Annotated in this window: 8 protein-coding genes; 6 read left to right on the top strand and 2 right to left on the bottom strand. The window is 34.1% G+C overall.

The window, feature by feature from the left end:
- Nucleotide 1 precedes the first annotated feature (1 nt).
- The 3 genes from I586_RS11775 (at nucleotide 2) to I586_RS11765 (ending at nucleotide 3310) form a co-directional block, all read left to right on the top strand.
- Nucleotides 2-1633, top strand: coding sequence for a peptide ABC transporter substrate-binding protein (locus tag I586_RS11775; protein WP_010766360.1), 1632 nt, complete (start codon nucleotides 2-4; stop codon nucleotides 1631-1633).
- Nucleotides 1634-1785: 152 nt separating this feature from the next.
- Nucleotides 1786-2280, top strand: a complete 495-nt coding sequence (locus tag I586_RS11770) for a YehS family protein (RefSeq protein WP_010766359.1) — start codon at nucleotides 1786-1788, stop codon at nucleotides 2278-2280.
- Nucleotides 2281-2389: 109 nt separating this feature from the next.
- A complete protein-coding gene (locus tag I586_RS11765; protein ID WP_010766358.1) occupies nucleotides 2390-3310 on the top strand; it encodes a helix-turn-helix transcriptional regulator in 921 nt (306 codons plus the stop codon).
- A gap of 140 nt (nucleotides 3311-3450) precedes the next feature.
- Here I586_RS11765 and I586_RS11760 read toward each other — a convergent pair whose 3' ends face one another.
- Nucleotides 3451-6912, bottom strand: coding sequence for a M60 family metallopeptidase (locus I586_RS11760; protein WP_010766357.1), 3462 nt, complete (start codon nucleotides 6910-6912; stop codon nucleotides 3451-3453).
- A gap of 634 nt (nucleotides 6913-7546) precedes the next feature.
- On the opposite strand from I586_RS11760, the gene I586_RS11755 reads away from it, so the two are divergent.
- Nucleotides 7547-9088, top strand: coding sequence for a helix-turn-helix domain-containing protein (locus tag I586_RS11755; protein WP_010766356.1), 1542 nt, complete (start codon nucleotides 7547-7549; stop codon nucleotides 9086-9088).
- Here I586_RS11755 and I586_RS11750 read toward each other — a convergent pair.
- Complete coding sequence (locus I586_RS11750) at nucleotides 9072-10559, bottom strand: helix-turn-helix domain-containing protein (protein ID WP_010766355.1); 1488 nt, start codon at nucleotides 10557-10559, stop codon at nucleotides 9072-9074. The two genes, I586_RS11755 and I586_RS11750, sit on opposite strands and share 17 nt — an antisense overlap.
- A 243-nt stretch (nucleotides 10560-10802) precedes the next feature.
- Between I586_RS11750 and I586_RS11745 the strand changes: the two genes are divergently transcribed.
- Both I586_RS11745 and I586_RS11740 read left to right on the top strand, forming a co-directional pair.
- Nucleotides 10803-11492: a DNA-binding response regulator gene (locus I586_RS11745; protein WP_010766354.1), complete on the top strand. Its 690-nt coding sequence runs from the start codon at nucleotides 10803-10805 to the stop codon at nucleotides 11490-11492.
- A 520-nt stretch (nucleotides 11493-12012) separates the two neighbouring features.
- Entirely contained in the window at nucleotides 12013-15174 is a 3162-nt protein-coding gene (locus I586_RS11740; RefSeq protein WP_010766353.1) for a MucBP domain-containing protein, read from the top strand.
- Nucleotides 15175-15189 lie beyond the last annotated feature (15 nt).

Genomic DNA, 15189 nt, shown 5'->3' with positions numbered 1-15189 from the left:
AATGAACATGAAAAAATGGGCATTAACAACTGTTGCGGCAGGTTTATTAGTCGTATCACTTGCGGCATGTGGTTCAGGAAGTAAGAAAGATGAGACAAGTGGCGATAACAAGCAAGTGTTAACAGTTATTGAAAGTGCGGAACTTCCAACGATGGACATTGCACAAGCGACAGATGTGGTTAGTTTTTCAGCAATTAGCCAAGTAATGGAAGGCTTGTATGAATTTGCTGATGACAGTACTTCAGCACCAGCGATTGCAAAAGAAGTTGTAACACCTACAAATGATGGAAAAACATACACAATCAACTTACGTGACGATGCAAAATGGAGCAATGGCGATCCTGTAACAGCAAAAGATTTTGTTTACTCATGGAAACGTACAGTTGATCCGAAAACAGGTTCAGAATATGCGTATTTATTTGATGGCTTTGAAAACTACAAAGCGATTTCTAAAGGCGAAAAACCAGCAGCAGATTTAGGGGTCAAAGCAGTAGACGATTATACATTAGAAATCAACTTAGAATACCCAATTCCATATTTATCTTCGCTTTTAGCAAAACCAACATTTTATCCATTGAACGAAAAATTTGTTGAAGAAAAAGGCAAAGAATATGGAACAAACAGTGACAATATGATTTATAATGGCGCCTTCACTCTATCTGATTGGGATGGAACAAGTATTACATGGAAATATCTAAAAAATGACCACTATAGAGCAGCAGACAAAGTAAAATTAGACGAAGTCAATGTTCAAGTAAGTAAAGAAATCGGTACAAATGTGAATTTATTCAAAGCGGGTGATACAGATATCGCACCAATCAAAGGTGAATATGTGGATCAAGAATTAGACAATCCAGAATTAGTAAAACGTATCTATCCATCCACTTCATATTTACAATACAACACAGAAAATAAAGTATTTGCGAATAAAAACGCTCGAAATGCGATCACAAAACTGATCAATTCAGATCAAATCGCTAAAAATATTTTAAAAGATGGCTCAATGGCTATTGAAGCTTTTGTACCAAAAGGAATTGCGAATCAAGAAACAGGAAAAGATTTTGCTGAAGAAGCAGGCGCTTTGATGAAAACAGATATTGAAGGCGGGAAAAAACTATGGGAAGATGCCAAAAAAGAATTAGGGATCGACTCAGCTGAAGTGACATTATTAACATCAGATATTGATACAGCGAAAAAAATGGCAGAATATATCCAAGGATTATTAACTGAAAATCTAAAAGGTCTAAAAGTGACAATCTCAAGTGTGCCATTTAAAAACCGTTTAGACCAAATGAGCAAAGGTGACTTTGATGTTGTTTTAGCTGGTTGGGCAGCAACGTATGCTGATCCGTATGATTTCTTACAATTGTTTAGAACAAATGGCGAACAAAACTACGGTAAGTTCAGTAATGAAGAATTCGACAAATTGCTAACAGAATCAGCAACAACGTATGCTACAGAAAACGAAAAACGTTGGAATACATTATTAGATGCTCAAAAAGTATTGATGGATAATTCACCAGTTACACCACTTTATCAAGCATCAGAAGCATTCCTAGTGAATGATCGTGTAGAAGGTTTGGTTTACCGTGCAATTGGCGCTCCTTATTATAAGAATGTGTCTTTAAAATAAAGAAGTAGATAAATGTTGAAAAGCTAGCGTAAGGCTGCTTTTCAACATTTTTTTATTCGTACAGCAATTCAAACAAATCAAAATAAAAAGATGCATTCTCCGAAAGAAAGCTTTATACTAGGACATAATGATATATTTTCTGGAGGAGAAAGATGAATAACAACGATATATTGATTCGTTTGCGCTATGCATTAGATATTAAAGATACAGACATGATCAAAATTTTTAACTTAGGTGGTTTAGTCATCACAAGAGATGAGCTACGGGTGCTACTAACAAAGCAAAATGAAGAAGATGAACTTCCACGGGATGCAGTTTGTGATAATAAAACACTAGAATCTTTCTTAAATGGATTGATTACTTATAAGAGAGGCACACCGCCTTTAAAGAATGGTGTTGTACCGAAGCCAACCTTTTTGATTACGAGTCAAAGTAATGTTAATAATGTTTTATTGAAGAAAGTGAAAATTGCGTTAACTTTGACAAGTGATGATATGTTGGATGTATTGAGACTTGCTGGTGTGTATGCTTCTGACAGTGAATTGAGTGCGATTCTTCGAAAAGAAGGACACCGAAATTACAAAGAATGTGGCGATCGTTATGCAAGGAATTTCTTAAAGGGCCTAGCAATTAAGTATCGAGAGTAAGTACTTAAAAATCAAAGGGATAAGATTAGTGTGCTATATGCTAGTTTTATCTCTTTTTGCCTACTGTAGGGATGTTACTAAATAAAAATTGCTATAAGAGGAGACAAATATGAAAAAGATAGAACGAATCGTATCAATTATTGTCTTACTTTTAGACAATGAGATCATTTCAACAGCTGAATTAGCTGAACGATTTGAGGTAAATAAAAGAACCATTTTTAGGGATATTGAAACAATTGAATTAGCAGGGTTCCCAATCATTTCCCATCCAGGTAGAAAGGGTGGCTTTTCTATAATGAACACATTCAAATTACGAACGTATACCTATAGTGGTGAAGAAAAGCAAGATATTCTCAATGCTTTAAACGTAAAAGAAGGCTTATTTGGAATTATTGATCAACAAAATATAATCAAAGAAAAAATTCAGCAGATGCAATCAGGAACAGTCAAAGAGCAACAACCTAAAGCACGTTTTTCATTTGAATCCCCTACATTGCACCGACTAGAGATTGAAAAAGAGACCAAAGAGAAAATGAATGACATCAATCAAGCGTTAAAACAAAATAGAAAATTACAGATTAAGTACATTGATAATAAAGGCACGTATACGCAACGAGTGATTCATCCATATGAAATGATGTTAAAGAACGGTAGCTGGTATATTTATTCCTATTGTGAGTCTCGATCAGCGTATAGAGACTTTAAAGTGACTAGAATTCGTCAAATAATAATAAAAAAAGAGACATTCGTGGCTAAGGATCATTCTAAGCGAAGGGGTATTGAAACAAATACCGAGAAGATTCAACTGCGTTTTAGAAAAGAAGATTTAGGAAAACTATATGACTATTATACTGATAAAGAGATTCAAGTCACAGATTCCTATATAGAAGTCACCTGTTACGCAGATCTGCAAAAAAACATTCTGCCATTTTTAATGATGTTTGGTAATGGTGTGAGAGTCATTGTGCCAAAAAAATTAAAAGAAATGCATAAACAAGAGATCAGACAGCGGACAGAAACGTATAAATGAGTTACTGAATATAATTGAATTCAAAAAAAGGTTCTACAATTTTACTTCTAAAATTGTAGAACCTTTAGGCTTTTATTGTTTTATAAAAATACTGAATTTTTAGGAGTTATCTAAAAAACGAAAGGCAACGTTCAAATCATTTAAGGAATCGTTGCTAGAGTCCAAAGTAGTTCACTAGAAAACGAACCATTTAGCTTAACGGCATTTTCAGGAACTAATAAATGAACGCTACTTGAATCTGTCGTAGGTTCGTTGAAGTGAAACCGCCAAGTTCCGCCCCCTTCACCTTGTTTGGATGTTAAAACAGTTTCAACAGATCCTAGCTCGTGCTCATCAAAAGTTAACGTGAAATCCGAATTTATACCAGAAGGTACTTTTGTGCCATCGCTTATCATTTCTGGGGAAAGATTCGAGATAGAAAAGAGTGCTCCTTCTAAAACGGTATTGTTAGATGTTCTGAATTGCTGACTTTGTTGAACTTGTAAGACCCAATTTCCTGGATTTGCCCTAGTGTCAGTGACTTGAATATAATTGTTTGATTCAGATGAAGACTCAGCCGTAATGAACAGTTCTTTTCGAGAAATTGGATGGGTACCAAATTTAATAGACGGCACTACATCAAGGGACAATTTCCCTTCTTTGGTGTAAACATACTGAACAGATTGGTCGTCTACATTGAATTGCCCTCGGTCATTTATAGGAGATTCGGTTAAAGTGTAGCCTTCAATAGCTTTAGGTTCTGTTGTGTAAGCTTCGCCTATTTTGCCAGTTAAAACATCGGGTTCATAAATGGGGTTGTTCTGTTCATCTACGTAATGCACGATGACCTTGCCGACTAAATCATTAGGGTCTTCATATAGTTTTAAACCTTGATTTGTAACTAAAAAGGATTGAATAGGACCTGTGAATGTATCCTGTTTTTTGCCTTCAACAAAAGTAGTCAAGGCTTTTGTGATGTACAGTTTACTATCTGGATCTAACGAAATGGCCTCTTGATTGATTCTAGTATGTGCGATTTCTATAATATCGCCTACTTCTAGTTCAATAGTTTGATCGTTGACCATTTTTGTGAAGGCGTTAGCCCGTGTATTATTTTTTACTTCTATTTGCGTTGGTGTTTTCTCTTTATTGAAATAAGTGATTTTTAACGTGACTAAAGGCGTTGTCGAAGGGTCAGATCCATTCATTGTATACGGATCAGCTCCTTGTGCAATCAGTTTTTTCTTATCCTTATCGAAGGTCAAAATCGTACCATATCCTCCATGTCTTGGGATGACGATCGTATCTTCAAAATAGTAATTAAACGGAACCGTATACTCACCTACTGCGCCAAATAGAGTATTATTAGCCTGGATAGCGGCTGTTTGACTAAGATAACTGGATAACGTTTGACCTTGTTGAATACTTTCTGTGGGAACCGTTGCGCCAAAAGAAAAGGTGATCTCTCCATTGACAGGATTATCATAATTCTCGATAAAATCATCTGTTGTCAACGTTTTTGCGATGGGAAACTCTGTTGGCTTCCATTGGATAATAGGAGTAAAATCCAATTCCTTCCATCCGTCAGGAGTAATCAAGTAATAATAGGTATCTTTTGTTGTAGTGACCTTTTGACCGTTGATGTAACGAGAGACACGTTTGAAAGATTCACGATGATAGATTTCTACAATATCATTTTGAGCAACTTTAAGAGCATTTAATTTCGCTGCAAAACCAATTCCAGTATCACGACCATAAGCTTCAGCATAGAATTTTTTCTCTTTCATTTTTGCGCTATAAACGGTTACTTTAGGGTAAATAGTGTTCGGAATGTTTTGCAAGATCTGTTTGTGGTTTCCGATAGCGACAAGCTCTTGCGTGCTAGGGTCATAATCTATAGCAGCATAAGAACCGTTCTGCCCCGCCATCACATAAGTATTGTTCGGGACGATTTGGGTTGGCACATTAAACCTATTTTTGATCATCCGCTCATTTTCAAAATAAGCATATCCATCTTGTCTGGTAAAACTCGTCGGATCAGCAAGCTCACTTTTAAGATAGTGAACGGGCGAAACAAGCGGTTCTGAATGAAGATTAGAAAAATATTTTTCTAATGAAAAATGATTCACATCTTTAAAAGGGATTGTTACCAAAGGCGTTGTTGGATCTAAGTCAGCGTAAGGTAATGTGTAAGAGCTATCTGAAATACGATATGTGCCGTCTTGTTCTTCTTGTTCAGTTGCAAGAATATCTTTCCAAATTTCTTTTTCTAAGGCAGGCAAATTGAGATCCGCCAATGTCTGTTTTGTATCCTCATTAACTGGAAAATGCCAAAAATCAAAATAAGGCGTCAAATCTCGATTCGCTATTTTAGAAGCCATAATAATAAAAAATTGTTTTTTCTCATCACTGGTAATCGGCAGTTCGGAAGCAGGTGTAGCACGATATAACTTATTCAGCTCTGGATAAAACTCGTAGCCAAATGCTCTAGGCAAGGTAACGTACATTCCTAATGCGGCAAAATAAAAATCTGTTGGATATTTCGCTATTTCCGAATCCATATTCCATGATGGATCATTTTGCATATTGGTAAAATAGCGAGCAACTTTTGCCCGGTAATTATTGTTTTTGTTGTTCGGACTCATGATGGCATCATAGGGACTGTTGTTGCCAGAAAGATGAGATTGTACATAATCCGAATAAATATTAACAGTTACTTCACTCATATTATCCCAAGTATAAAAAGGGTTCTGATAAGAATGACCAATTTCATGAAATAAGCCCCAATTCGTCATATTCTCTCCAGAATTGAAGACATCTCTATCGCCTGTTGTCGCACTATGCATTCCTAAATAAAAATCAGTACAGTAAAACTTTCCGATCCCATCAGAAGGATTAGCGATATGAATACGTTGCAACGCCTTTTTTGTAATGCCAAGACCAGCAAAATCAAGTCCGGCGGCATTATTTTCAAGATGAATCGCTTGAGTCACATACGTCATAAAACGATCGACTTGTTCCCCTTGAAGAAAAATATCCTTTGCCCGATCCATTCGAATCGTTGCAATGGTATCCTCATTCACGAATTCCATAAACGGTACATCATTAAATGCTTCTAAAGATGCTTTAAAGTCCTCAACAGAAGTTTTTCCTTGGATGAAATAAGGAACATTAATGGTTTTAGATAAACGAACGTGAATAGTTTGTGTTGTGGATGAGTTGATGAAATAAACCATTCCCCCAGTTAAAGGATTGGTGAAGCGATTCTCTCCTTGCTTGAGTTTTACTTTTCCAGAATTGAACTGAAGCTTTCCATCCGTAAGTCCGGCAACATTCGTATAATTTCCCCATTGCCCAACGCGCAATTCCAGATTTTCTGGTGCTTCTTCTACATAAATAATGATTTCCTCGTCTTTTGGTAAAAAAATACCTGTAGATTCAAAAGAAGTATGAGCATTTCTCCGTTGCTCTTTTCCCTGTTCTGTTTTTGCATCTCCCCGAGGAATAATCGTCATCTCCAGTAACTCGGTAGAATCGGCGTAAACGATCGTTGAGAAAAAAACTATGTTAACAAAGAATGTTAGTGCAATTAACTCAAATAAGTGCAGTATTTTAATTTTCAATGAAATAAATCTCCTTACCGTTCTGATGAAAGTGTTACTTGTAATGAACGCTAATATGTATTTTTGGCAATAATACATTATATATTTTTTGATAAAAAATTTCTTTCAAATAAATTACTAAAGGAAGAAGAAAAAGAAAAATAGAATAAAAGAAATATTTAAGGAACAAAATGTTAGAGAAAAAGGTAGAATTCTTTAAAAAAATTCTTCTTTGAAAATTATTTTTTGTGTAAATCAAGAAGGAAATAAAGAGAATAAAAAACGTGCTACGCTCCTTTTTTATAAAATATATATAACTTTTTTCGGAAAAATAAGAATAAATTAAGAACTAAAAATAGCGAGGCCAATTAAAAAAAGAAGGAGTTGGAAATAGCTTCATTGTAGGGTTTGTATTGGTTTTTTTCAAACAAATAGTGATTTGGATAAAGAGGGATTCTTTTTTTTTGTCGAAAAAAAGGACTCAACAAAGTAAATTAGAAAAGAAAATTATTATATTATTAGTGAATGCTATTTCAAAAACTCCTCGATAGGAGGAATAAAAGGAAAAAAAGAAAAATGAGAAACAGTTATGATAATAACGATGTCGAAAATGTTGGAAAAAGAAATCAAAACGATAAAAAGAGGGTGAATAAATGTGCGTATTTTTTTGGACGATGTTTATGATAGACGAATAAGTGTTTTAAGTTATGTAGACAATCAAAGAAAGGAAGTGAGCTTAGCAGAAATTGGGAAAGCCACAAAACTTTCCAAAAAAACAGTCTCAATGATCATTAAACAGTTTGAGCAGGAATTAGATGTTCCAAAAGATCAATTTGAAGTTTATTACATGAATCAGACAACGCAAGGTGTATATGCAAATAATTTAGATATAGTCAGTATTAGTAACAAACATTTAAAACAATCCATTTTATATAAAATGATCAAACATCTATTTTTGATGGATAGAATCGATGCAATTACTTTTTGTGATATAGAATTTATAAGCCCGGCGACATTTTCTCGTCATCGAAGGAAACTTCAGAAAATATTGAATCGATGTGAATTGAGCCTAACTCGAACCAATGAGATAGAAGGGGACGAATTAAGGATCCGAAATTTCTTTTTTCTCTTTTTTTCAAATGCGTTGAATAGTTGGACTTTTGATAAAGAGAGCTATGTAGAGATCAATGATTATCTCAGTAGCAATATAAAAGAATGGGACAAGATGGACAGTATTAAAAAAAGAAAACTCTGTCTAGTGCTTTATATTTGTAACGTTCGTATTAGTCATAAAAAAAATATAGCAAAAAGTGTCTTGTCTACATTAGCAGAACAATTTCAAGAGAGTTTTTATACAAAAGTATTCTTTGACTATTTTCATCTACATAAGAGTAGAACAGAACAACAATCTTGGGATGAAACAAGTGCAGTCTTATTTTTGATTTATAAGGAACGTTTATCCCATGAAGAAGCATTTGATATTGATGAATACCCAAAATTTTTTAATGAAACGAATTTCAAGTTTATAAAGTACAGCAATTTATTAACGGATAGAATAATGACTACTTTTTTTCAAGGGAAGGCGAACGAGTTAGTTTATTGGGAGATACGAAAAGAAATAGACATGATGCACTTATTATTTGAGACTAGTTTTATCGATCCTAGAATGTTCTATTACATTTACGATGAAAAAAGTTTTTATCATGCCGATACAGCAGAGCAAAAAATCCAAATGAGCGTTCAAAATCTTATGACTGAGCTGATCGAAGAAACAGAATATGGGTTATTTTTTAAAACAATCAAAAAATCTGTCAACCAAGAAACAGTGACAGATTATGTATATCTAGTAGTCTATACGATTTTAACGAAATTTCTACAAATGGATTTTCCGAAAATCAAGATTCTGATTCAAAATTCTAAAATATTTGTAGAGCCTATTCTACGTCAGAAAATCAGTTTGATTTTTAGCGATAAAGTTGAATTTGTAGAAAGTCAACGTGAATCACCGGACATTATTGTGACAGATGTTCAACTGCACAAACTAGAGTCAGATGCAAAAGTAATCTTTATTTCATCTTTTTCAAACAGCTTTGATTTTGCTCTGTTACTAGAAGAAATAGAAGAAAAAATTCTAATGTTTTACCATGAACGAACAGTAGTAGTGTGCGATAAGGAAGCTACTACTGCTCTAACTTAGGATTATGAAGAGCATAGATTTTACCACTAATAAATAAAATCAAGGCTTTCCAACTTTCGGGGTCATGTGAATGTTCGAAATGAAAACTCCGGTCATTTGATTGCTCCAATTCAAATGAATCAGAAATAATGATATCTGCTTCATTTGCATCAAAGGTAAAATCTAATGTTGAATCACCAAAAATGATCAGCAAGTTATTCTTAACAAAATCATAGATAAAGTTGTTAGGCGAATGTTGAATAAAAATCAGTAACTTCGCTTCTTTTTCAGCACTTTTTAAAATGGAATGAAAAAATTTAGCCATTAATGAAATAAAACCTGGCTTCATATATTTTTTCAACAAAGGTTCTGTAACCAAAGACTCTTTGACGAATGACCGATAAGAATCTTCGTTTGGAGAAAACCATTTTGCCTTAGACTCAACAGAATCATTGACCAAAAATCGTCTAAAATCTACGCCAACATAACGAATATACAATAAGTTTATTATCAATAAATAATAATTTTTTAGATAATTATCACTTGTGAGTTTGACGTTATAGGCTAGTAATAACTTATTCAAAATCTTTGACGTTAATAACGCGATTGGAAGTTCAGAGTTGATAAAATGTTCCGCGATATTCTTTTTTTCTTCATCTGAATCGATATTGGCCACAAGGAATCTAGATAAAAAACCAAAGAAATACGATTCGCTTTTTACATCGATAGACTCAAAATCAATGTGGTCTAATTTTGAAAATAAAAAAGTAGGCGATTCTTGCTCAAAAAAGCGTAGGTAGTCCATAAATTCTTCTCGCAGAGACAAATGTTCTTTTCTATAGAGGATACGCCAAAACGTAACATTTTGAAAATATCGGATTCTATTTTTTTGTGAAAAAGAGAGTCGTTCATCCTCTACAGCTATTGGAAGCGTCTGATAGGTAAGTGGTGTTTTTTCAAACGGCCATTCCAAGCCTTTAAAAATGATCCAAAATAAGATAAACCCTAAGACGCGAATATTTTTTTCTTCCCCAATTATGTTTGTTTGATAAAGCGTGGGTGCAAAAGAAATCTTTAGATGAAATGGAGATAAAAGATTCTTTACCCGTTTTAAATTTGAATAAACGTGAGACGGACTTAATGAAAGATCTTGGGCCAAAGATTCAACAGAAACATAGTGTCTTCTTAAAAGTGCAGCTAAAATAGAGAATATCTGTGAATTTTTAATATAGTAGAGTCTCATTGAATCAATCACATAGCTAAAGGTTAAAGAATCTGCTAATTCAATCTTGTAAAAAAGTTTTGATTTTCGTATTTTTACTTGTCGCTGCAAAAAGACAGTATTCAAGTCGTCGTTGAGTTTTTGTTTGTAACGATAAAAAGTCTTGCTGGAAATAGTAAATTTTTTCATCATTTCTTTAGTAGTTACACCATTTTGTGCGTAGAGAAGTTCTTTTAGCAATTCAAAGCGAAGTGCTTCATTTTTCTTCATAAAAAGAGATTCCATCCGCCAACACCCCTTATACTAGTCATAGTATTGCTTAAATACATAGCTATAATAGCATAAAGTCTTTTAGGAAGCTTGTAGAGGTGATTAAAAAAACAAATAAAATTTCAATTATTTCTTAACCCTGTACCTGTATTGAAAACAATATAAAACGAAATGATTTATGATAAAACATATAAATAAAATATAAAGACCAACTAACCGGTTTGAAAAGGAGCGAATAGTTTAATGTATAACATAGGAATACTTTATCTAAAAGAGGCAAAAGATAATGTGATGAACCATGAAATTTTAAATCAAAAATATAACATAATTGAACTAACTGAAAATGTAAAAAAAATCGATGAATTGCATGCAGTGATTATTCGAGAGGAAGAGACTTCAGATTTAAGTGTTATTTGTGACTTAATCTTAAAGATAAGAAAGCAATCACAATGTTACATATGGATATCTACAGCGGCAGAATGTTCTGTAGGAAAACTAGTTTATCTCCAGTTAGGTGCAGACCAAGTATTTGAAGCGGATAGAGAATCCAAAGAGATAAGTTTGATCATAGAAAATGCTTTATTAAGAATAGAATATGAGAACAGTCAGCAGCAATCTATTGAAGAGTTTTCTGAGAACAACAATTTGTTCCGTTTGAATTCTAGTAATATCAGTGTTGTGATCGAGGGCGGAAACGAAGTTGTTTTGACCAAACTTGAATATAAAATTGCTGAGTTACTACTAAAGACACCCAATACAGCTGTTGACTACGACACCATTTATCAACAAATCTGGAATGATGACTCATTAGAAAACAAACAATACCGAGTAGCCAATGTTGTCTATCATCTAAGAAGAAAAGTTGAACCGAATATTAAAAAACCAAAATTTATTAAAACCGTTCGATCAAGAGGATATATGTTGAATATTTAGAATTGGGTTGTTATTACTTTTAAACGAAAGAGCATATGTTTAATGACTCTATTTTTTTGTGAAATGGAAAAAAATTAAAGAAATAAGAGGTCATTATATTTATATTTTTAACTACTTATTTATATAAAACATTTTTTCTATCTGCTTTATTTTTCTTTTTATCCATTAATTAAAAATGATTTTTTTGAAAAAGCTGAATCGAAGGGTACATTTTTATAGGTAGAAAATCGGTTGGGTGAAGTTGAAACAGCGATTGTGACAAGTAAATCAACGCTTTTTCTTTCGCTTACTTCTCTGAGCTCTGAAAAAGATGAAAGAACCAAAAAAAGAAATATTATATAATTACGTTGGTTGGTTTTCAAAAAGGATTTAAATAAATTGGAGAATATTGTTTGGTTTTCTTCTTTTTAATTAGTTAAAACATAATTAAAAGTTGAAATAATAAAAGAATAATTTCAGTTGTCTTTATTGAGTATGAATGAACATGACTGGGATGAACTGAAAGAAAGGAGGAAAGTGAATGAAAAAGAAGATTCTTGGTGGGAGTTTTATAATGATTCTCACGTTGGTAAGTTGGAGTTTATTTTCAAGTAATGATGTTATTAAAGCGACAGAAACACAAGAGGACGATAGTGTGGTGTCTACAAGAGGCTCTGAGCAGAAAGTGGAAAAAGAATCTCTTCTAAAACCAGGGGTAAGAGCTGAATGGGGGGCAAAACCAAGTGCACCACTTGCTACTTTTGGACCAACACGACCAGAGTTGTATAAATCTATGGTGCCTGGTGTGGCTGAGAGTTTTCCTAATATGTATTCTTTTCAGCCGAAAATAACTTCTTTAACACAGTTATATAGAAAATATCCAGGAAGAGATGAACAACTTATCAAGCCTGGATCTTGGCCACCATATGATTCTATATGGCAAGACCAGGTTGGATACTATTTGCTCGGTACCCATATGGGAATCAAAAATGGTCGTTGGATTGATCTTAAATTAGAATATGTAGATGTAGGACCTGTGAAATCCACAACGGAAAAAATTTCGGTAGGAACAAATAGGACTCTGACAGCAGGCTTAGGGACAGTCCATCTAGCGTTTGCTGTAGCTAGTTCAGAGAATACTGAGCCTATATTTAGGATGAGTTTTATTGATCACGAGACTGGAGAGCCAATTAAAATGGATTCTGGCCATGTGACCTTTAATGATATTGATTATACCGAATGGATGAAAGTGAAACCTACGGGTAGTGGAAAGTTTGATTATATTTCAGCAAGAAGTGATAATGGCATTTTAACAGACACAGCTAACTTCACTTCTGAACAGGTAACGATGATTTCACCAGAAAATTCAAATGTGTCTGACGATGATTTTACACGTTATTTCACCATAGGGTATAGCAATGTTGATTCTCTTGATATCCAATATTATACAGGTGGTACAGGGATTAATATATCGCAAGTAGAGGTTCCAGAAGCAATGTTTGAGTTAGAAGCGCCCAGTCTTGTTTCAGATGTGGATGGAAACTTAGAGGATGAAGTGATTACAACATCATTGATTCAACCAATACCGTATCGATCATCACTAGGAAACTTATTATCTCTTGCATTTGAAGGGACTATTGATGATAGTCTGACTTTTAGCAGTTCAGATATTCAGATTTATAATCGAGATGATCAGAATATTTCTACAAGTTTTATCACAGTAAAAGATTCTAAGAATCCGCAAAAATTTACAGTCGTAGCTAAGCCAGAGTATACAGCTACCCTAGTTGATAAAACGGAACAGTTACGTGTGGATGTTAAAACGACACTTAATAAAACGAGTAATGCATACAAGAAATATCAGAATAACGCAACTGGACAATTAACGATTCCTTTCCAGATGAAACTAAACTACAGCAATGCTGGCGGAGTTGAGTCTGGTGTAATGAAAGAAGTAACCTCAAATATTGCTTTTGGGCATATCAATTTGAAAAAAGCCACTATACACTACAAAAATGAATCTGGAAAAAGCTTACAAGTTACGCAAACCAAATTGGGATTTTTAAATGATCGTATCGACTTTAGTGCACCAAATATTGAAGGATATAAAGTAAAAAACTCTCCAATCAATGAATGGGTGATTCTATCTAACGCGGAACAGAATGTAGAATATATATACGAAAAAATAACGCCAGAAGTAACCCTTGAACAGACTGTAGATAAAGCTAAGGCACAACCTGGTGAAACGCTACATTATAAGCTTGATATCAATTCAGTTCAAGAATCGTCAAAAGATGTTAGTGAAAGTACAGTATCTGTTGAATATTGGGATGATCTAGGGTCCAAAATCAGGTCAGATAGCACCTATACAATGAAAAAGGGAGCCAATTATGATTTTAGTGAAATACCAGCTATTGAAGGATTTGATAATGCTCTAGCAACCGCCTCTTCTAATGCAAAAGGTACAGTAGCTGATGATAGTATTGTTATTAAAATAAGCGGCTTTAAAGCTACTTTGGACAATCTAGTTCAAAAGAAAGCTCGATATGTGGACGAAAATGATCAACCAATTACAGAAGATGTAACTTATTTAGGAAGAGATAAGTACATACCTAATTATTCAATCAAGGCAAAAGTAATTCCTGGTTATATATTAAGTGATGGACAAGAGAGTTACCCTGTTATCTTTAATTTAACATCACCAGAGGAATATGTATTTAGGTATCGATCATCTAAAAACTACAACTCATTAAAAATTACAGAACTATTAGATACGAAGCTGGAAAATCCAACCCATTTTACATGGAAAACAAAAGATGACGTAGAAATTTCCAATGAATCAATCACGTATGATGAAGCAAGTCGTACAATCACGGCAACTTCGCCAACAGAGGGAATTGCTTTTAATCACGACTCAACGATTGAATTCGATGCGACAGTCGTTTCTACAGCAACAGCAAATGATGTAATCTCGCAAACAGCTAATTTTAAAGCTGGCTATCTTGCAGATGGTGTCATAGACGTTTCGACAAAAATGCCAGCAGATACACTGGTAACACTGGACTCACAAGTCATTGTAAAGTTTATTGACGAGAATGCTGATGTACCAAATATTGCGGAAGAAATCACGTTCACGCAAGAAATTGGCACAACAATCGATTTATCAAAAGAACAATCGGTACAAGATGTGATTGATAGGTTGAAGCAAAAATACGAGCAAATTTTACCAGCCCCTAGTGTTGTTGAATTCAAGCCTGATACAACAACAGCAGAGTTTAAATTTAAAGGACGGTTAACGTATGTTTCTTCACCAGAAGTATTTGATTTTGGACTGAATATTGCTTCTTTCAAAAAACTACGAGTAGATGATCCAACTATCATAGGCATGCCACTTATTGTTTCAGATACTAGAGCTAAATCTCCAGGCTGGTCACTAAAAGTGAAATTGTCAGAAGAGTTGCTAAATGAGGACGGGAAAACCGTACTTAAAAATGCAATTCGCTACAAATCTGGTGAAACTGAGACAATTTTAAGTAACCAGGCATTAACAGTTGTTCAAAAGCTAAATCCTGGAGAATACGATGTTAGCAAGGATTGGAGTGCTGTAGGTGACGGACTTAAGCTAGAAATTGAACCTGGTTCAGTCCATGCTTTAGGGAAGTATAAAGGTGAAATTCTGTTTGAGTTAGGTGAAACACCATGATGATAAGGAAGGATG

This window comes from Enterococcus moraviensis ATCC BAA-383, assembly GCF_000407445.1.
In the GTDB taxonomy this organism is placed as follows: Bacteria; Bacillota; Bacilli; order Lactobacillales; family Enterococcaceae; genus Enterococcus_L; species Enterococcus_L moraviensis.
This window is presented reverse-complemented; position numbering and strand designations above follow the sequence as displayed.

What these genes read in the sequence shown, in the direction of transcription:
- I586_RS11775 (WP_010766360.1), top strand. Translation starts at nt 2, where the DNA reads ATGAACATGAAAAAATGGGCATTAACAACTGTTGCGGCAGGTTTATTA.
- I586_RS11770 (WP_010766359.1), top strand. Translation starts at nt 1,786, where the DNA reads ATGAATAACAACGATATATTGATTCGTTTGCGCTATGCATTAGATATT.
- I586_RS11765 (WP_010766358.1), top strand. Translation starts at nt 2,390, where the DNA reads ATGAAAAAGATAGAACGAATCGTATCAATTATTGTCTTACTTTTAGAC.
- I586_RS11750 (WP_010766355.1), bottom strand. Translation starts at nt 10,559, where the DNA reads ATGAAGAAAAATGAAGCACTTCGCTTTGAATTGCTAAAAGAACTTCTC.
- I586_RS11745 (WP_010766354.1), top strand. Translation starts at nt 10,803, where the DNA reads ATGTATAACATAGGAATACTTTATCTAAAAGAGGCAAAAGATAATGTG.
- I586_RS11740 (WP_010766353.1), top strand. Translation starts at nt 12,013, where the DNA reads ATGAAAAAGAAGATTCTTGGTGGGAGTTTTATAATGATTCTCACGTTG.